The organism is Kordia periserrulae (assembly GCF_003054265.1).
GTDB lineage: Bacteria > Bacteroidota > Bacteroidia > Flavobacteriales > Flavobacteriaceae > Kordia > Kordia periserrulae.
Map to the genome: position 1 here is coordinate 96873 of NZ_QBKT01000007.1, position 17249 is coordinate 114121.

Annotated in this window: 19 protein-coding genes; 15 read left to right on the forward strand and 4 right to left on the reverse strand. The window is 36.8% G+C overall.

Annotated elements, in window-relative coordinates:
• Positions 1 to 41 precede the first annotated feature (41 nt).
• A complete protein-coding gene (locus tag C8N46_RS14850; RefSeq protein WP_108115703.1) occupies positions 42 to 959 on the reverse strand; it encodes a S66 peptidase family protein in 918 nt (305 codons plus the stop codon).
• Between the two features lie 475 nt (positions 960 to 1434).
• Here C8N46_RS14850 and metG point away from each other — a divergent pair, with 475 nt between their 5' ends.
• The 3 genes from metG (at position 1435) to C8N46_RS14865 (ending at position 4768) form a co-directional block, all read left to right on the forward strand.
• Positions 1435 to 3483: a methionine--tRNA ligase gene (gene metG / locus C8N46_RS14855; RefSeq protein ID WP_108115704.1), complete on the forward strand. Its 2049-nt coding sequence runs from the start codon at positions 1435 to 1437 to the stop codon at positions 3481 to 3483.
• An 8-nt stretch (positions 3484 to 3491) separates the two neighbouring features.
• The gene (locus C8N46_RS14860; protein WP_108115705.1) at positions 3492 to 4124 is read left to right on the forward strand and encodes a class I SAM-dependent methyltransferase; all 633 of its coding nucleotides are present in this window, start codon (positions 3492 to 3494) and stop codon (positions 4122 to 4124) included.
• Positions 4125 to 4252: 128 nt separating this feature from the next.
• Complete coding sequence (locus C8N46_RS14865) at positions 4253 to 4768, forward strand: ferritin (protein ID WP_108115706.1); 516 nt, start codon at positions 4253 to 4255, stop codon at positions 4766 to 4768.
• 365 nt (positions 4769 to 5133) lie between these two features.
• On the opposite strand, the gene C8N46_RS14870 is transcribed toward C8N46_RS14865, so the two are convergent.
• Complete coding sequence (locus C8N46_RS14870; protein ID WP_108115707.1) at positions 5134 to 6678, reverse strand: hypothetical protein; 1545 nt, start codon at positions 6676 to 6678, stop codon at positions 5134 to 5136.
• Positions 6679 to 6836: 158 nt separating this feature from the next.
• Here C8N46_RS14870 and C8N46_RS14875 point away from each other — a divergent pair, with 158 nt between their 5' ends.
• From C8N46_RS14875 to serA, 7 genes are all read left to right on the forward strand, one after another.
• The gene (locus C8N46_RS14875) at positions 6837 to 8009 is read left to right on the forward strand and encodes a 2-isopropylmalate synthase (RefSeq protein ID WP_108115708.1); all 1173 of its coding nucleotides are present in this window, start codon (positions 6837 to 6839) and stop codon (positions 8007 to 8009) included.
• A gap of 20 nt (positions 8010 to 8029) precedes the next feature.
• Entirely contained in the window at positions 8030 to 9421 is a 1392-nt protein-coding gene (leuC, locus tag C8N46_RS14880) for a 3-isopropylmalate dehydratase large subunit (protein WP_108115709.1), read from the forward strand.
• Between the two features lie 2 nt (positions 9422 to 9423).
• Positions 9424 to 10008 (forward strand): 3-isopropylmalate dehydratase small subunit, encoded by a 585-nt coding sequence (leuD, locus tag C8N46_RS14885; RefSeq protein ID WP_108115710.1) that lies wholly within the window; start codon positions 9424 to 9426, stop codon positions 10006 to 10008.
• Between the two features lie 9 nt (positions 10009 to 10017).
• Positions 10018 to 11133 (forward strand): 3-isopropylmalate dehydrogenase, encoded by a 1116-nt coding sequence (gene leuB / locus C8N46_RS14890; RefSeq protein ID WP_108115711.1) that lies wholly within the window; start codon positions 10018 to 10020, stop codon positions 11131 to 11133.
• A gap of 113 nt (positions 11134 to 11246) precedes the next feature.
• Entirely contained in the window at positions 11247 to 11465 is a 219-nt protein-coding gene (locus tag C8N46_RS14895) for a hypothetical protein (RefSeq protein WP_108115712.1), read from the forward strand.
• Positions 11465 to 11770: a type II toxin-antitoxin system RelE/ParE family toxin gene (locus C8N46_RS14900; protein ID WP_108115713.1), complete on the forward strand. Its 306-nt coding sequence runs from the start codon at positions 11465 to 11467 to the stop codon at positions 11768 to 11770. Before C8N46_RS14895 ends, C8N46_RS14900 begins: the two co-directional genes overlap by 1 nt.
• A 134-nt stretch (positions 11771 to 11904) precedes the next feature.
• A complete protein-coding gene (gene serA, locus C8N46_RS14905) occupies positions 11905 to 13797 on the forward strand; it encodes a phosphoglycerate dehydrogenase (protein ID WP_108115714.1) in 1893 nt (630 codons plus the stop codon).
• Positions 13798 to 13883: 86 nt separating this feature from the next.
• Here serA and C8N46_RS20985 read toward each other — a convergent pair whose 3' ends face one another.
• Complete coding sequence (locus C8N46_RS20985) at positions 13884 to 14009, reverse strand: hypothetical protein (protein WP_262498082.1); 126 nt, start codon at positions 14007 to 14009, stop codon at positions 13884 to 13886.
• 242 nt (positions 14010 to 14251) lie between these two features.
• On the opposite strand from C8N46_RS20985, the gene trhA reads away from it, so the two are divergent.
• A complete protein-coding gene (gene trhA, locus C8N46_RS14910; protein WP_108115715.1) occupies positions 14252 to 14911 on the forward strand; it encodes a PAQR family membrane homeostasis protein TrhA in 660 nt (219 codons plus the stop codon).
• A gap of 12 nt (positions 14912 to 14923) precedes the next feature.
• Positions 14924 to 15331: a hypothetical protein gene (locus tag C8N46_RS14915; RefSeq protein WP_108115716.1), complete on the forward strand. Its 408-nt coding sequence runs from the start codon at positions 14924 to 14926 to the stop codon at positions 15329 to 15331.
• Positions 15332 to 15475: 144 nt separating this feature from the next.
• On the opposite strand, the gene C8N46_RS20545 is transcribed toward C8N46_RS14915, so the two are convergent.
• Positions 15476 to 15628 (reverse strand): hypothetical protein, encoded by a 153-nt coding sequence (locus tag C8N46_RS20545; RefSeq protein WP_158269161.1) that lies wholly within the window; start codon positions 15626 to 15628, stop codon positions 15476 to 15478.
• 200 nt (positions 15629 to 15828) lie between these two features.
• Between C8N46_RS20545 and C8N46_RS14925 the strand changes: the two genes are divergently transcribed.
• From C8N46_RS14925 to C8N46_RS14935, 3 genes are all read left to right on the forward strand, one after another.
• Entirely contained in the window at positions 15829 to 16263 is a 435-nt protein-coding gene (locus C8N46_RS14925; RefSeq protein WP_108115717.1) for a hypothetical protein, read from the forward strand.
• Positions 16264 to 16334: 71 nt separating this feature from the next.
• Positions 16335 to 16616, forward strand: a complete 282-nt coding sequence (locus C8N46_RS14930; RefSeq protein WP_108115718.1) for a hypothetical protein — start codon at positions 16335 to 16337, stop codon at positions 16614 to 16616.
• A gap of 6 nt (positions 16617 to 16622) precedes the next feature.
• On the forward strand, positions 16623 to 17249 hold the full coding sequence (locus C8N46_RS14935; RefSeq protein WP_245896877.1) for a hypothetical protein: 627 nt from the start codon (positions 16623 to 16625) through the stop codon (positions 17247 to 17249).

Genomic DNA, 17249 nt, shown 5'->3' on the forward strand with positions numbered 1-17249 from the left:
ATTTCTATTTTTCACTTAAATCACTTGTAAACAAACACATGTCAGGTCGAGCGCAGTCGAGAACACTTCGAAAAACTCAATTGCACCTCAGAATCAACTTCCAACGTGACTTTTCTCCCAAAAATCAACGCACGATTGTCGTCCAAATGTCCCGCAGGAAAGTTAAAACAAATTGGAAAATTGTATTCGGAAGTAATATCTAAAATAATTTCATGCGCGTTTTTTCCAAACGGAATGGTATTATCGTGCATATCGGTCATGCCGCCAACAATCAATCCTGCTAAATTGTCAAAATAACCGTTGCGTTTCAAGTTCATCAACATTCGGTCAACATGATACAAATACTCGTCTAAATCTTCTAAAAACAGCACTTTTCCGTTCGTATGCAAACTTAAATTAGAGCCCAACATGCTGTACAACATGCTCAAATTTCCACCAATCAATTCGCCCGAAGCAACTCCTTTTTTATTATAAGTTACTGCTGGAATCGTATAGTGTAGGCTTTCGCCAAAAAGTACATTGCGCAAACTTTCCAACGACGCTTCACTATTTTTTGGAACATTAATTGGCATGGTAGCGTGCAGACTTTCAAAACGCAATTGCTGTGCTTTGCTGTGCAACACGGTTACATCTGAATAACCAATAATCCATTTAGGTTGTTGTACAAACCTTGAAAAATCTATGCTATCAATCATACGAATCGTTCCATAACCGCCACGCGCGCACCATATAGCGTCAATGGTATCATCGTCCAAAAACTGTTGAAAATTTTCAATTCGCGCCGCATCATCTCCTGCAAACTGATGTGCTTCAAGATCAATCGTAGTGCCAAGCACTACTTTCAAATCCCAACTGTGCAGCAGCTCAATCGCAGCTTCAACTTCAGGAATCGAAATCTTTCGCGCAGTAGACAAAATACCTACAGTGGCCCCTTTGTGAAGTGGTTTTGGTGGTTTCATAACTTAAAAATAATAGAAAAAATACAGTATTTCATTTTCAAGAAAAACAAAATTCATTTTTAGACGAGTTGCAAAAATCATCGTTTTGGTGAATTTAGAAATCAATAACTATTCTACATATAATTAATATCTAATTAAATCCTATCTTTATATCTTTTAATTTTTATTCTATAATCCATTACTAGATCTTTAATTTTATTCTATAATCCATTACTAGATCTTTAATTTTATTCTATAATCCATTACTAGATCTTTAATTTTATTCTATAATCCATTACTAGGTCTTTAATTTTATTACTAATCCTTTAATTTAATCTCTAATATCATTTAGATTTTAATTAAATCTTTATTATTCTAATCTATTTCGATATTAAATCGTATCATAATTCCTATTTTTGCATCTTTATCATTGAGGTTTCCCGTAACAAATATATATTACGGAAAACCACATTTTATTGAATTGAAAATATACAAAATGAGTCAACACCCACAACGATATACCATTACCGCCGCATTGCCATATACCAACGGACCTATTCATATTGGTCATTTGGCTGGCGTGTATGTTCCTGCTGATATTTATGCACGTTATTTACGATTAACAGGCAACGATGTTGCATTTATGTGCGGAAGTGACGAACACGGTGTTGCCATTCCGATGCGTGCCAAAAAAGAAGGTGTATCGCCGCAAGATATTATTGACAAATACCATACAATCATTAAAAAATCGTTTGAAGATTTTGGAATTTCTTTTGATAATTATTCGCGTACGTCTGCGGAAATTCATCATAAAACAGCCTCCGATTTCTTTAAAAAACTATACGAAGCAGGCGAATTTGTAGAAGAAGTAACTGAGCAATTGTACGACGAAGAAGCCAATCAGTTTTTGGCAGATCGTTTTGTGATTGGAACCTGTCCAAAATGTAACTACGAAGAAGCGTATGGCGATCAATGTGAAAACTGTGGTACTTCTTTGAGCGGAACTGAATTAATCAATCCGAAATCGGCCATTACAGGAAATACGCCTACACTAAAACAAACCAAACACTGGTTTTTACCTTTAGACAAATACAGTGATTTCTTGAACGAATGGATTGTAGAAGGACATAAAAATGATTGGAAACCAAATGTGTACGGACAAGTAAAATCGTGGATTGACGACGGTTTGCGTCCACGTGCCGTAACGCGCGATTTGGATTGGGGAATTCCCGTGCCAGTAGAAGGCGCCGAAGGAAAAGTACTCTATGTGTGGTTTGATGCGCCAATTGGATACATTTCAGCTACGAAAGAATGGGCAGCACGCGAAGGAAAAGATTGGGAACCGTATTGGAAAGACGAAAACACCAAATTGGTTCACTTTATCGGGAAAGACAATATCGTATTTCACTGCATCATTTTCCCGTCGATGTTAAAAGCGCATGGCGATTTTATTTTGCCAGACAATGTGCCTGCAAACGAATTTTTAAACTTAGAAGGCAACAAACTTTCTACTTCCAAAAATTGGGCAGTTTGGCTGCACGAATATTTGCAAGATTTCCCTGAAAAGGAAGATGTGCTGCGCTATGCGTTAACCGCGAATGCACCAGAAACAAAAGACAATGATTTTACGTGGAAAGATTTCCAAACGCGCAACAATAGCGAATTGGTAGCAATTTTAGGAAACTTTATCAATCGCGTGGTGGTTTTGACGCATAAATACTATGACGGCGTGGTTCCAGAATACACAGGAAACTACGAAGAATTGGAGCAAGTGAAGCATTTTCCAAGTGTGATTGGAAGTTCCATTGAACGTTATCGTTTCCGTGAGGCGAGTCAGGAATTGATGAATTTGGCACGACTCGGAAACCAGTTTTTACAGGCGAATGAACCATGGAAAAAAATCAAAGAAGACCCTGAAACTGTCAAAGGCATCATGTATGTAGCGTTGCAAATTGCGGCTGCAATTGCGGTATTGTCAGAACCATTTTTACCATTTACGGCTAAGAAATTAAAGAATATTCTAGCGCTTGAAGGAAATTTGAGCTGGAATGATATTTCAACCAAAGACATTTTAATTCCAGAAGGTCATACCATCAACAAAGCTGAATTATTATTTGCAAAAATTGACGACAAAGAAATTCAGGCACAATTAGACAAACTAGAAGCGACCAAAAAAGCCAACGAAGCGGCAAATAAACAACCTGCACCGCAAAAAGAAACGGCAACATTTGAAGATTTCACCAAACTAGACTTACGCGTAGGAACCATCATTGAAGCTGAAAAAGTTCGTAAAACGAAGAAGCTGTTAAAACTATTAGTTGATACAGGTTTGGACAAGCGCACTATTGTTTCTGGAATTGCAGAAAGCTTTTCGCCAGAAGAAATCATTGGTAAAAAAGTAACGGTTTTAGCCAACTTAGCACCAAGAATGATTGCCAAAGTAGAAAGTCAAGGAATGATTTTAATGACTGAATCGCCAGACGGAAAACTCGTATTCGTAAATCCAGATGAAGACGATGTGATGAATGGAGAAACGATTAATTAACAGCTAAAATGAATTTATCGAACTCCGAAGACCATTGGAACAATGTCTACGAATCTAAAGAAGATACACAATTGGGTTGGTTTGAAGAACATCCCAAAATGACACTAGATTTAATAGCCAAAACTTCTCTATCAAAAGATGCAAAAATTTTAAATGTTGGTGCCGGAACCACGACACTAATAGATGCGCTTTTGGAGAAAAACTACACCTCTTTATTGGCTTCGGACATCAGTGAAGTTGCAATGCAAAAGTTACAACAGCGCATTTCTAAAAAATATGCATACAATTTGGAATGTATTGTAGATGACTTAACCAATCCTATACAGCTCAATGCGCTCTCAAATATAGACCTTTGGATTGATAGAGCTGTATTGCATTTCTTTTTAAAGGAGGAAGAGCAAGCAAGTTATTTTGATTTAATTAAAAAAATTATCCGTCCGAAAGGCTATGTATTGATTGCTGTTTTCTCATTAAACGGTGCGGAAAAATGTAGCGGATTACCACTATTTAGATACAATACAGAAATGTTATCTAAACGTTTAGGAAGCGGCTTTTCGCTAATTGAAAGTTTTAATTATGTATATACGAATCCTTTTGGCGGTGAACGTCCTTATGTGTATGCGCTATTTCAAAAAAACTAGCTATTGTGTTAATCCCTTTAGTTAGAATAAATTAAAATTATCATTCCCGTAATTAAAACTCACGCTTTATCCGTATTTTTACATAGAAGTTGTTTATACTTCATAACTAATAAAAAAAGAAAAACGCTATGTTATCACAAAATATGGAAAGCGCACTCAATGCGCAAATACGAATAGAAGCTGAATCTTCACAAGTATATTTAGCTATGGCAAGTTTTGCCGAAGTACAAGGTTTTGAAGGAGTCGCATCATTTATGTATTCGCATTCTGATGAAGAACGCATGCACATGTTAAAACTCATCAAATATGTAAACGAACGCGGCGGACATGCAACGATTTCTGACCTAAACGAGCCGCCAAAAGAATTTGGTTCGTTCCGTGAAATGTTTAAAAAGCTCTTTGAACACGAAGTAAAAGTTTCTAAAAGCATCAACGATTTGGTGCACATTAGTTTGCAAGAGCAAGATTATGCTACGCACAACTTTTTACAATGGTATGTAGCTGAGCAAATTGAAGAAGAAGCGCTAGCACGCACCATTCTTGACAAAATCAACTTGATTGGCGACGACAAAGGTGGATTGTACTTGTTTGACAGAGATGTTCAAGCGATTACCGTGCAAGCCTCTACAAATATTACGGAGTAATTATAACACAAACTAGCTCAAAACACGAAAAGTGATTGGAAATATTTCAGTCACTTTTTTTTATTGTTGCATTTTGTCATTCCTGCGTAGGCAGGAATCCATTTTGCTTCAAAACAGATTCCGCATCAAGTGCGGAATGACAAGAATTTCAAATGAAGAGTCAAGAATCAAGAGCCAAGACAAATAGACAAAAGTGAAGCATAACTTTTCAATGTATTAATGTAAAATATACCAATACTATCATCCAAAATAAAAACTCAACTGCCAATATACCAACAGGCGAAGCCGATACTAAAGCGAAGCGTGACTAACATTCCAAAAGCGAAGCGCGTCTAAAAAAAACCTTGAATAATGAGCAAAGCGAATTAACGAAGTAACAACTTCGCCTTCGCATGAATAATTTCCGCCACAGGCTTGTTCTCTATCTTACTTTCCAACCACGACAAAATATCTAAATACAAAAACGCTCTGCGCTCGTACGGATCGTCTTCAAACGGTTTTAATTTAGCGTGTAAAGCTTCAAACGCTTTCTTTACTTGATGCGGATAAATAGTCCCCAAACCTCGTAAAAACTTGATAAACTCCTTCTGAACTTCGTGCAAATCGTCCATCTTTAGCAAATACTTGTACGTGCTTTTTAATTGTGTTTCTAAATGATAATCCAAGCCCAATTCGTAATGCGCTACCAAATTCAAAATTCGCGAAAAGCACAACAAATCTTCTCGCACTTTCAACGACTTGTTACGAATGATTTTCTGTAAATAGGCAATACAATTTCGATTATCGCCTGCGCCAAAATACAAGGACGCGATTTTATAGTAAAAAATCATCACGTGATGTTCGTCAATTCGGTTTTCAAACAAGGCAATACGGGTATTTACTTCGTCCACCAAATACAAACCTTCGCTAAACGTTCCTGTCAAAAAATGATAATTCAGCTTGTTCATATACACATACAAAAAACTCAACACTTGTGTATTATCGTTTTGTGGCACCAATTCGCTTTCAATATCATGTTCCAATTGCTGCAATACTTCTTTAAATTTTACCTCGTGTTTGATGTAAAACAGCGATTCCAACAAATAGTGATTTCCTTTCAAGTAAAAAACAGGATGAATCTCCTTCATTTTCGGAGTTTGATTGAACAATTCAACCCATTTGGAAGAATACTTATAACTCGATAAAAAATCTTGCGTCAAAAAGCTATACCACAAATGCGCTTTGTAAAACCATAACTTTTCACGAAATCCCAATTCGTTCAAATCAACCGCTGGCAAACGCTCGTTAAAATACGACGTGACTTCATTAAAATCTTCTTCATTCTTTACATAGCCAACTTTCAACAACAATCCATACAATTCTAGCGACAAATTCGATAATTTACTCGCCAACGCGTTTTGCTCACTCAGCATTTTCGCTTCCGCAGAAAGTTCATCGGCGCGACTCGACATGCTTCGGGTAATATACTGAGTTTCAATAATTTTCTCCAGCTCCACAATTTCGTAGGCAACATTTTTTTCTTCGTGTTCTAACGCAAGAATTTTGGCTTTATCGAGCAACTTCAAACTCTGCGTGTATAAGCCTTTATTGTACAAAATAGTAGCGTAATCGAGTTGTTCTCTAATGGTAATTCGGATGTTGTGTTGTGCGGGATTTAAGCGTAAACTCTTTAAAATCTGCTTGTATAAATTGGCTTTTAAATTGGACAACTGCCGTTTGGTCACGATTTTCTTCTTTAAAATCGCTTCCTCATCGTAAGTTTGACTCTTTTCTAAAAAGGTAAACAATGCCAAAAATTTTGAATTCACATTGCCTTCAAATCGCCCCACATACAACTTAAACTGTCGTTTTTCAGATTTTGACAACGATTTAATCAATACAAATAAAGATTCCTTTTGCGAGTTTGACATTGTAAAAAATTATTATTTAAGCAGCTTATTATCAATTTATTACATTGAAAACAAATACAGTTAGCACTGTAAAAAACAACGCTTCACCATTCGTTTTGGGAAATACAAAGTATACATTCGTATGATTAAAAAGAAATAAACACTCAAATTTTTAATATATGAGTTCAAATCGAGTCTATATTTTTGATACGACGTTGCGAGACGGAGAACAAGTACCAGGTTGCAAACTTAACACAGAAGAAAAGTTAATGATTGCTGCCAAATTAGACATTTTAGGCGTAGATGTGATTGAAGCAGGATTTCCTGTGTCAAGTCCGGGCGATTTCCAATCGGTAGAAGCGATTGCGAAACTAGTAAAAAACGCTACCGTTTGCGGATTGACCAGAGCAGTACAAAACGATATAAAAGTAGCGGCAGAAGCACTGAAATATGCAAAACGTCCACGAATCCACACAGGAATCGGAACGTCTGAATCGCACATGAAATACAAATTTAAAGCAACGCCAGAGCAAATTATTGAACGCGCAGTTGCAGCCGTAAAATATGCAAAATCGTTTGTAGAAGATGTGGAATTTTATGCAGAAGATGCAGGACGAAGCGACAATAAATTTTTAGCACGCGTGTGCGAAGCAGTCATCAAAGCTGGCGCAACGGTGTTGAATATTCCAGATACAACAGGCTATTGCTTGCCAGAAGAATACGGACAGAAAATAAAATACTTAAAAGAAAACGTTGCAGGAATTGACAATGCGATTCTTTCGTGTCATTGTCATAACGACTTAGGATTAGCAACAGCAAACTCTATTGCTGGCGTGATGAACGGAGCGCGACAAATAGAGTGTACCATCAACGGAATTGGCGAACGTGCCGGAAACACCTCGTTGGAAGAAGTAACGATGATTCTAAAGCAACATCCGTATTTAGACCTAAATACCAACATCAATTCCAAAATGTTGACAGAAATGAGTCAATTGGTGTCTGAAACGATGGGAATGCCTGTGCAACCCAACAAAGCAATTGTGGGAACCAATGCGTTTGCACACAGTTCAGGAATCCACCAAGATGGTGTCATCAAAAATAGAGAAACCTACGAAATTATGGATCCGAAAGATGTGGGCGCAGAAACTTCTTCGATTGTATTAACGGCAAGAAGCGGACGTGCAGCGTTAGCGTACAGAGCTAAAAATGTTGGGTACAATCTCACCAAACGTGAATTGGATTCCGTATACAGCGATTTTCTAAATTTTGCTGACAAACACAAAGAAGTAACTGATACTGATATTCATCACATCATAAAAATGAGCACTACTGCAAAACGTATGTATGCGTAACCGCAGCAAAACTAAAAAAGATGAAAAAGACCTTATTTGATAAAGTGTGGGACACGCATGTGGTGGATAGCATCCCTGACGGACCACAAATTTTATATATAGACAAACACTTAATTCATGAAGTAACGAGTCCGCAAGCGTTTAATGAATTAAAAAAACGAAACATTCCTGTTTTCAGACCACAGCAAATTGTCGCAACTGCTGACCACAATACACCAACGGAGAATCAGCATTTGCCAGTAAAAGATGAATTGTCGCGAAACCAACTACAACAACTTCAACAAAACTGCGACGAACACAATATTGAACTCTATGCACTTGGTCATCAATACAACGGAATTGTACACGTAATGGCTCCCGAATTAGGCATCACGCAACCCGGAATGACACTTGTTTGTGGCGATAGTCATACCTCAACACACGGTGCTTTTGGCGCAATTGCTTTCGGAATTGGAACGAGTCAAGTAGCACAAGTATTTGCGAGTCAATCACTGCTTTTAACAAAGCCGAAAAAGATGCGCATCACGGTAAACGGAAGTTTGCAAAAAAACGTATTGCCAAAAGATGTCATTCTCTACATTATTTCCCAATTGGGAACGGATAGCGGTACGGAGCATTTTATTGAATTTGCAGGCGATGTGTTTGAAAACATGTCCATGGAAGGACGCATGACGGTTTGTAATATGAGCATTGAAATGGGCGCACGCGGTGGTATGATTGCACCAGATGAAACCACTTTCAATTATATCAAAGGACGAAAATTTGCGCCAAAAGGAACGGATTTTGATACCAAAGTTGCCTATTGGAAAACGCTACAATCGGACGCTGGTGCGGAATTTGACAAAGAGTACTTTTTTGACGCGGCAGACATTTCACCAATGATTACGTTTGGAACAAATCCGGGCATGGGAATTTCACTAAACGAACACATTCCATCGAAAAATGATGCCAATCTTGAAAAATCATTGCAATACATGAACTTTGAAAAAGGTGCTTCTTTGATTGGACAAAAAGTAAACTATGTCTTTATCGGAAGTTGTACCAATTCACGTATTGAAGATTTTAGAGTGGCGGCAAATTATGTAAAAGGCAAACAAAAAGCACCAAACATCAATGCTTGGTTGGTGCCAGGTTCGCAACTAGTCGTAAAACAAATTGAAGAAGAAGGATTGGACAAAATCTTTGAAGCAGCAGGTTTCAAGCTACGTCAACCAGGCTGCTCTGCATGTTTAGCAATGAACGATGATAAAATTCCTGACGGCGAATACTGTGTTTCTACATCCAACAGAAACTTTGAAGGTCGCCAAGGACAAGGTTCGCGTACGCTATTGGCAAGTCCGTTAGTAGCTGCCGCAACTGCGATTGCAGGAAAAATTGTCGATGTCAATGTTCCAATCTTAGAAGAAGTTTAGTTATGAGTACATTCAACACATTCAAATCAACGGCATATCCATTGCCAGTAGAAAATATAGATACGGATCAAATCATTCCGGCACGTTTTTTAAAAGCGACGAACCGCGAAGGTTTTGGCGAAAACTTATTTAGAGATTGGCGTTTTCGCAAAGACGGAAGCGTGAATTCAGAATTTGTCTTAAATCAAGAAAAATACAGTGGTTCTATTTTGGTGGCAGGACATAATTTTGGTTGCGGATCGAGTCGTGAGCATGCGGCTTGGGCATTGAAAGATTTTGGTTTCAACGTCATTGTTTCTAGTTTTTTTGCTGATATTTTTAAAGGAAATGCCTTGAACAATCATGTATTACCAATTCAAGTTTCTCCTGAATTTTTAACGAAACTTTTACAATCCATTCAAAAAAATCCAAACACACAAATTGAAGTCAATTTAGAAGCACAAACCATTGCTTTTGAAGATGAAAAGGCTTCTTTCGAAATTAATTCATACAAAAAAATGTGCTTGCAAAAAGGATACGACGACATTGACTTTTTGGTCAGTAACTTATCCAAAATTGAAGCATTTGAACAACAACATATATACTAGAAATTAGCTATGAACTTACACATTGCAGTCCTTTCTGGCGATGGAATTGGTCCCGAAGTTACGGAGCAATCTATAAAAATATTAACTGCGATTGCAGAGAAATTCCAACATACATTTACGTTTGAAAACGCACTCGTAGGTGCGATTGCTATTGACGAAACTGAAAATCCGTTGCCACAAAAAACATTAGACTTATGTTTGGAAGCGGATGCGGTTTTATTTGGCGCGATTGGCGATCCGAAATATGATAACAATCCCGAAGCAAAAGTACGTCCCGAGCAAGGATTGTTGGCATTGCGCAAATCGTTGGGATTGTTTGCCAACATTCGTCCCGTAAAAGCGTATGATACTTTATTGGACAAATCGCCACTCAAAAAAGATATCATTAAAAATACAGACATTGCTATTTATCGTGAGTTGACAGGCGGAATTTATTTTGGAGAAAAAACGCTGAGCGACGATGGAACTTCCGCTTCCGATTTGTGTTCGTACAGTAAAGAAGAAATTGAGCGTGTGGCGCATTTGGCATTCAAAGCGGCACAAACAAGACGCAAAAAACTCACCTTAGTAGACAAAGCCAACGTACTAGAAACTTCACGCTTGTGGCGAAAAGTAGTAACCGCGATGGCTTCACAATATCCAGACGTTACACTCGACTTTTTATTTGTAGATAACGCTGCCATGCAAATGGTACTCAATCCAAGCCAATTTGACGTGATTTTGACGGAAAATATGTTTGGCGACATTATTTCGGACGAAGCTAGTGTCATTGGCGGCTCCATTGGATTGTTGGCTTCAGCATCGGTTGGGGAAAAATACGCGCTTTTTGAACCTATTCATGGTTCATATCCACAAGCGACAGGGAAAGGCATTGCCAATCCGATTGCTTCTATCCTATCGGCAGCGATGTTGCTCGATCATTTTGGATTAGCAGAAGAAGCAGAAACAGTTCGCGAAGCGGTAGAACGCGCTATTGATTTGGAGATTTGTACGCCTGACTTGAATGCAAACGGAGGATATTCCACCCAAAACGTAGGAACATTTATTGAAGAATTTATTGAAAATGTAGATGCCTTGCACATCAACTCGGGCAATATTCGAGTTGGACAATCTACTATTATTTAGTGTTTTAGAGTGCTTACATTCCCTTTCGCTGCATACGAAAGGGAATGTTTTCTAGTAAACTTTTATCAAAGTGAAAAAAGATTTTCTATTTTTGTGTAAATAAAAGATTGATAATGAATATTCAAGCAGAAAAAATAGCGTTATTAAAGTTATTGTTAGATACTAACGACCCTGAGATTATTCAATCAATCAAAAAAGTCTTTGAAAAAGAAGAATCCTCTATTTGGGATACTTTAACTAACGAGGAGAAGGAAGAAATAGAGCTAGGAATTGCTAATGTAGAAAATGGGAATGTTGTCGATTATGAATCATTTATAGCAAAATATAGGTAATGAGTAGAGAAGTAAGAATCTCTGAAAATGCCGAAGAAAAACTTAAAGATCTCCTTAATTATCTAATCGAGAATTGGTCAGAAAAAGTGCAATCAAATTTTATAAAAAAACTTGATTCATCTATAAACTTCATTCGCTCTAATCCATTGATGTTTACAGAAATAAAAAAGAATACAAAAATCCATAGGTGTGTAGTCACAAAACAAACAACCTTGTTTTATAAATTTGACGCAAAAGCAATTTATATTATAGCTTTTTTTGACACAAGACAACACCCTTTGAAATTAAGAAAAAGTCTCAAATAGCAAATTAACTTTTAATCTTGAACTTAAATACTATTCTTATCAACAAAAGTATCAGAATTGTTAATGGAATCCACTGTTTTTCATAGCAATTATAGAATGATTTTAATTATTTTTGACAATTACTAAATGACGACATGGAAACGATTCAGAAAAACTATATTTTCGATTTTGATAGCACGCTGACAAGTGTAGAAGCCTTGGATGTTTTGGCAGAGATTACGTTGGCAAATAATCCTAAAAAAGAGGCGATTATTGATGAAATTCAAGAAATTACAAATTTGGGAATTGACGGTGAAATTTCGTTTACAGAATCGTTGGAGCGACGCATCAAATTATTAAACGCGCACCAATCAAATTTGGAGGAATTGATTTCGAAATTACGCTTGCAAGTATCTTCTTCTATTGAACGAAATAAAGAGTTTTTTGAAAAGTTTTCAGAAGCTATTTATGTGGTTTCTTGCGGATTTAAAGAGTTTATTGATCCAATTGTGGAAGCGTATAATATTCCTGCCAATCGTGTGTATGCCAATACGTTTGTGTTTGATGATGAAGGCTATATTGTTGGGTTTGATGCAGAAAATGTACTTTCACAACACAACGGAAAAATTCAGTGTATTAAAGACATGAATTTGGAAGGCGAAATTCAAGTCATCGGTGATGGCTACAGTGATTATGTAGCACGTGAAGCTGGTGTGGCAGATAAATTTTTCGCGTTTACGGAAAATGTTGCACGTGAAAAAGCTGTGACCAAAGCAGACCACGTGACGCCAAATTTGGATGAGTTTCTGTTTGTAAATAAATTACCGAGAAACATTTCATATCCAAAAAATAGAATTAAAATTCTTTTACTAGAAAATATTCACTCCGACGCGTTTGACCGTTTGGCAGACGATGGTTTTAGTGTGGAAATGCTCTCGCACAGTCTTTCTGAAGAGGATTTAATCGAAAAAGTAAAAGACATTCATGTATTGGGAATTCGTTCCAAAACACAAGTCACACCAAAAGTCATTGCTGCAGCTAAAAAATTATTGGTAGTTGGCGCATTTTGCATTGGCACCAAGCAAATTGACCTAGAAACCTGCAAAGAACACGGAATTGTGGTGTTTAACGCGCCGTACAGCAATACGCGTTCGGTAGTAGAGTTAGCAATTGGAGAAATCATCATGCTCATGCGAAGCGTGTTTCCAAGAAGTACCGAATTGCACAACGGACAGTGGAATAAAACCGCGAAAGGCTCACGAGAAGTACGTGGAAAAAACTTGGGAATTGTCGGGTATGGAAATATCGGAAAGCAATTGTCAGTGTTAGCCGAAGCGATGGGAATGAAAGTGTATTATCATGATATTGAAGACAAACTCGCGCTTGGAAACGCCCAAAAATGCAATTCGTTAAAAGAGTTATTGGCGATTTCTGACGTGGTTTCATTACACGTAGATGACAATGCCGCAAACAAAAACTTCTTTGGCGCAGCACAATTCGCACAAATGAAAGATGGTGCGTTGTTAGTCAATCTGGCAAGAGGTTTTGTGGTAGATATTGAAGCCTTAAAAGCGGCACTAGAAAGCGGGAAAATTGCAGGTGCTGCGGTAGATGTATATCCTGTGGAGCCTAGAGCTAACGGAGCGTTTGAAACTCCGCTGAAAGGATTAGACAACGTAATTTTGACGCCGCATGTGGGCGGAAGTACCGAAGAAGCACAACGCGATATTGCCGATTTCGTTCCGAACAAAATCATGGCATATATCAACTCAGGAAATACGGTGGATGCTGTCAATTTTCCGAATATTCGCTTGCCGCGACAAACCAATGCACATCGTTTCTTGCACATTCACAAAAACGTGCCTGGAATCATGGCGAAAGTCAACAAAGTACTGGCAAAATACGAATTGAACGTTACGGGACAATATTTATCAACCGATAGTAAAGTAGGTTATGTAATTGTAGATGTAGATAAAGAATACAATAAAAAAGTAACTTCCGCTTTAAAAAATATTGAAAACACGATTAAGTTTAGAGTTTTATATTAAACATCTTTTTATTGTAAATTTATAGATGTATCATTGATATAACTAAAAAAAGCTATCTTCAATAAGATAGCTTTTGTTTTTTAGCGTTAATCTCCTTCGTTCTCTTGATCATCATCTAGCCAAGGATTGTAACCGCCTTTAATTTCATGTAATTCTTGAGTACTCACTTCTTTAAGCAAAGTGGTTTGTAAAGTGCTGTTTTTGTGTTCCATACTGTTCATTTTTAATTAATTGATATCATAAAGAAACTAAAAAAACCGTTTTAAATAAAAAATAGTTCACTCTTTTTATCCGTTAGATAGCTTTTTTAACATAATGTAAACATTTGCAGTTGAAATTTATATGTGGTAAAGTTAACTTTTGAAACTTGATATCTAAGGTAAGCATCGTATCTTTACAAAGTAATAGCAACACGAGGCAATTTTACAAACTCCTCGAAATTAAAAAAACACTCTTGAAAGCACCAGAAAACGATACATTTTACTACTCGCCATTTGAAGAACGACTCAACGTGATTTCGCATGCTATTGGCGTAATTTTAGGAATTGTGGCATTGGTGTTTTTGGTGATTCATGCGTCACAAAACGGTTCTGCTTCACATGTTGTCAGCTTTAGTATTTATGGCACAAGTATTATTGTATTGTATTTAGCTTCTACTTTATATCATTTGGCAAAAAAACCCAAAGCTCGGAAACAGTTACGAATTTTTGATCACGCTGCAATTTATGTATTAATCGCTGGAACATACACACCTTTCACCTTAGTTACGATAGAAGGTGCAATGGGCTGGACAGTTTTTGGACTTGTGTGGGGATTTGCCTTGGTAGGCATCATATTAAAACTCTTCTATACAGGACGATTTGATAAGCTTTCTACAGCAATGTACGTGTGTATGGGCTGGATGATTGTCATTGCCATGAAACCATTAATTGATAATCTTTCAAGTGATGGTTTATTTTGGTTATTTGCGGGCGGCGTTGCCTACACCATTGGTGCGGTATTGTACAGTATTCAAAAATTACCTTTGAATCATGCAATTTTTCATCTCTTTGTGTTGCTGGGAAGCATATTTCACTTTGTGAGTGTGTATTTGTATGTGTTGCCAACTGCTTAATTGGATTCTTTAATGAAGCAACTCCTCTATGCCAAAATTCTCGTTATATTCTTCCATGCATTTATAGTTATTGTAGGCGGACATGGATATGGCATTATGGGAATGTTGGATATTCTTTTTCCTATGTATCTCCTTACGGGAGAATTGCAATTTAATTACGATACTATTCTAATTTTTATAGCTGTGCTCTGCTCGTTTTTTGGAAAAATACTGCTTCTTTCAAGTATATTCTTCAAGCATACCTCAAAAACACAACGGCGTACCATTGTTGGAGTTTTATTATTGTTAGTATCGTATATAAATGTTGTTTTGGTAAGTGAGGAAGACATCAAGATTTTATCAATACTCTCGGGAATTCCTTTTTTGTTTTTGATGGTGCAAATTTTTTATTTGGTATTTCTATCAAAAACTTCCAAGTAAACATTTTCTTTTTTTGTGATAGTTATATGGTTGAAGGACTTTTTACGCTGCAAGATACTTTTGCAACTGTCCGAAAGCTTGTTGCATGTCTGCAGGAACATTTCAAACGCGTTGGAAAGCTTGTTACACGTCTGCAGGAACATTTCAAACGCGTTGGAAAGCTTGTTGCACGTCTGCAGGAACGTTTCCAATGCGTCGGAAAGCTTCTCGCACGTCTGCAGGAACGTTTCCAAACTTCCCGAAACCCTGTTGCAGGTCTGCGAGACGCTTTTGTAAGTTCCCGAAAGCTTGTCGCATTGCTGCGAGAAGGTTTCGGGAAGCTTTTTATTGCGAATTTCTCAAAATCGATTGTTTTAGGGTATACTGTAGAGCTCCTAATCTTGTTGTTTTACAGGAAATCGCATTGTGTATATGTTGGTTTTGTTTTACATTTATAGAAATAATAGGAGGTTTTTAATGTTAAGTCCTGTTATAGCATACGTTAGCTAACATAGAATATGGAATTTCAATTAGCCAATTTTAAAGGAAAGGTTGACGAGGTTATCGGCAAACAGATTAGCTATCTTAAAGTCCTGGGAGAAAATAAGGAAGCATGTTTTATCCCAATAATTTTTTGGTTGAAGACCGCAGACAATAAATGCCACCGATTCTTTATTGATGCTTGGATGCTACATTGGGCGGAATACTCTATAACTGAAATGGAAGAATTGATTGATGAAGATTTAGAAGAACATGATTCATTTGTTGTGCATGACTTGATGTCGAGTTTTGATTTAAAAGATAAAATGATTGACAATGTTGAAATGAATTACATTAAACTATCTGAACAACTAGTTGGAAAACTCCTAATTGAAATTGCCAACAAAGGAACTATCGAGATTTTAGATTATGGAGACAAAAAAGAACAAGAATTGAAAATAAAAATTGGCTAACAAGGTGTAATTATCCATGTCTTACGACCGCTTCGCCATGGTAATTAAACGAATTGTTGACAATAATCTGAATGAGCAAAGAACAAATCAAAAAAGAGTTTCATGAAAATTTCATAGAATTAAGAAAAATACTTAACTCTTGGGAATTAATTCCTAATGCACCAAAAGATGAATTTGATGGACTTAATCATCAAATATTGAGCAATCTTTACAAAGGTGCTGACTTGGAAAAAATAATTCGTGTTTTGGAAAGTGAATTATCTATTACCTATGGACTTTATATCGATGAGTTTGAAGCTGATGAAATTGCATCTGAAATAATCGAATGGTGGAATTTTAAAACTTGCAAATAGAATTTAATGATTATTAATTCAGAATCTAAAATAAATATCCCTACCATAAAACCCACCAAAACATACCTGCAAGGAAAATCGGTTTTTGTTGTATCGCTGATGGTGATTGTTATAACGGCGCTGACTGTGTATTTTTCAGGAGTCCATTACAATCGTAGCATCACGACTAACTTTTATATTTCATTAGGAATTATTGCCGTAGCACTTTTCGTGTTTTTGAGTTACGGACTCTACAAAGGCATCGAAATTGAGGATGATTATCCTACCCTAAAAGGATTCGATTTTAAAAAAAGCATCAAAGAAAAATTTTCTTCGGGCGATTTTGTTTCGGGTGCTGGAGATGTGTCAGGTGACGGAATTAGTGGCATTATCTTTTCACTTGTGCTGTGGATTGTTTTTTCAATAGTCCTAACCTTTCTTTTGATTGTGCTACAAACTGTCGTTTGGTTTTCCATTTTATTAATATTAGCCATGTTGTATTGGGTGTTTTTTAGAGCGATGCGTTTGGTATTTTCCAAAGGTGCAGAAACTATTCGCAATGTCCAGAAGTCTATTATCTATGCCTTTGTTTATACAACTTTATATATTGGTTGGCTGTTTGGAATTGTATATTTGACAACACTTTTTAAATAA

Excerpts from the sequence above, each read along its gene's own strand:
- C8N46_RS14935 (WP_245896877.1), top strand. The coding sequence starts at position 16,623 with ATGATTATTAATTCAGAATCTAAAATAAATATCCCTACCATAAAACCC.
- serA (WP_108115714.1), top strand. The coding sequence starts at position 11,905 with ATGGAAACGATTCAGAAAAACTATATTTTCGATTTTGATAGCACGCTG.
- leuB (WP_108115711.1), top strand. The coding sequence starts at position 10,018 with ATGAACTTACACATTGCAGTCCTTTCTGGCGATGGAATTGGTCCCGAA.
- leuC (WP_108115709.1), top strand. The coding sequence starts at position 8,030 with ATGAAAAAGACCTTATTTGATAAAGTGTGGGACACGCATGTGGTGGAT.
- C8N46_RS14865 (WP_108115706.1), top strand. The coding sequence starts at position 4,253 with ATGTTATCACAAAATATGGAAAGCGCACTCAATGCGCAAATACGAATA.
- C8N46_RS14895 (WP_108115712.1), top strand. The coding sequence starts at position 11,247 with ATGAATATTCAAGCAGAAAAAATAGCGTTATTAAAGTTATTGTTAGAT.
- C8N46_RS14930 (WP_108115718.1), top strand. The coding sequence starts at position 16,335 with ATGAGCAAAGAACAAATCAAAAAAGAGTTTCATGAAAATTTCATAGAA.
- C8N46_RS14925 (WP_108115717.1), top strand. The coding sequence starts at position 15,829 with ATGGAATTTCAATTAGCCAATTTTAAAGGAAAGGTTGACGAGGTTATC.
- C8N46_RS20985 (WP_262498082.1), bottom strand. The coding sequence starts at position 14,009 with ATGGAACACAAAAACAGCACTTTACAAACCACTTTGCTTAAAGAAGTG.
- C8N46_RS14915 (WP_108115716.1), top strand. The coding sequence starts at position 14,924 with ATGAAGCAACTCCTCTATGCCAAAATTCTCGTTATATTCTTCCATGCA.
- leuD (WP_108115710.1), top strand. The coding sequence starts at position 9,424 with ATGAGTACATTCAACACATTCAAATCAACGGCATATCCATTGCCAGTA.
- C8N46_RS14900 (WP_108115713.1), top strand. The coding sequence starts at position 11,465 with ATGAGTAGAGAAGTAAGAATCTCTGAAAATGCCGAAGAAAAACTTAAA.
- C8N46_RS20545 (WP_158269161.1), bottom strand. The coding sequence starts at position 15,628 with ATGCGACAAGCTTTCGGGAACTTACAAAAGCGTCTCGCAGACCTGCAA.
- C8N46_RS14870 (WP_108115707.1), bottom strand. The coding sequence starts at position 6,678 with ATGTCAAACTCGCAAAAGGAATCTTTATTTGTATTGATTAAATCGTTG.
- C8N46_RS14850 (WP_108115703.1), bottom strand. The coding sequence starts at position 959 with ATGAAACCACCAAAACCACTTCACAAAGGGGCCACTGTAGGTATTTTG.
- C8N46_RS14860 (WP_108115705.1), top strand. The coding sequence starts at position 3,492 with ATGAATTTATCGAACTCCGAAGACCATTGGAACAATGTCTACGAATCT.
- C8N46_RS14875 (WP_108115708.1), top strand. The coding sequence starts at position 6,837 with ATGAGTTCAAATCGAGTCTATATTTTTGATACGACGTTGCGAGACGGA.
- metG (WP_108115704.1), top strand. The coding sequence starts at position 1,435 with ATGAGTCAACACCCACAACGATATACCATTACCGCCGCATTGCCATAT.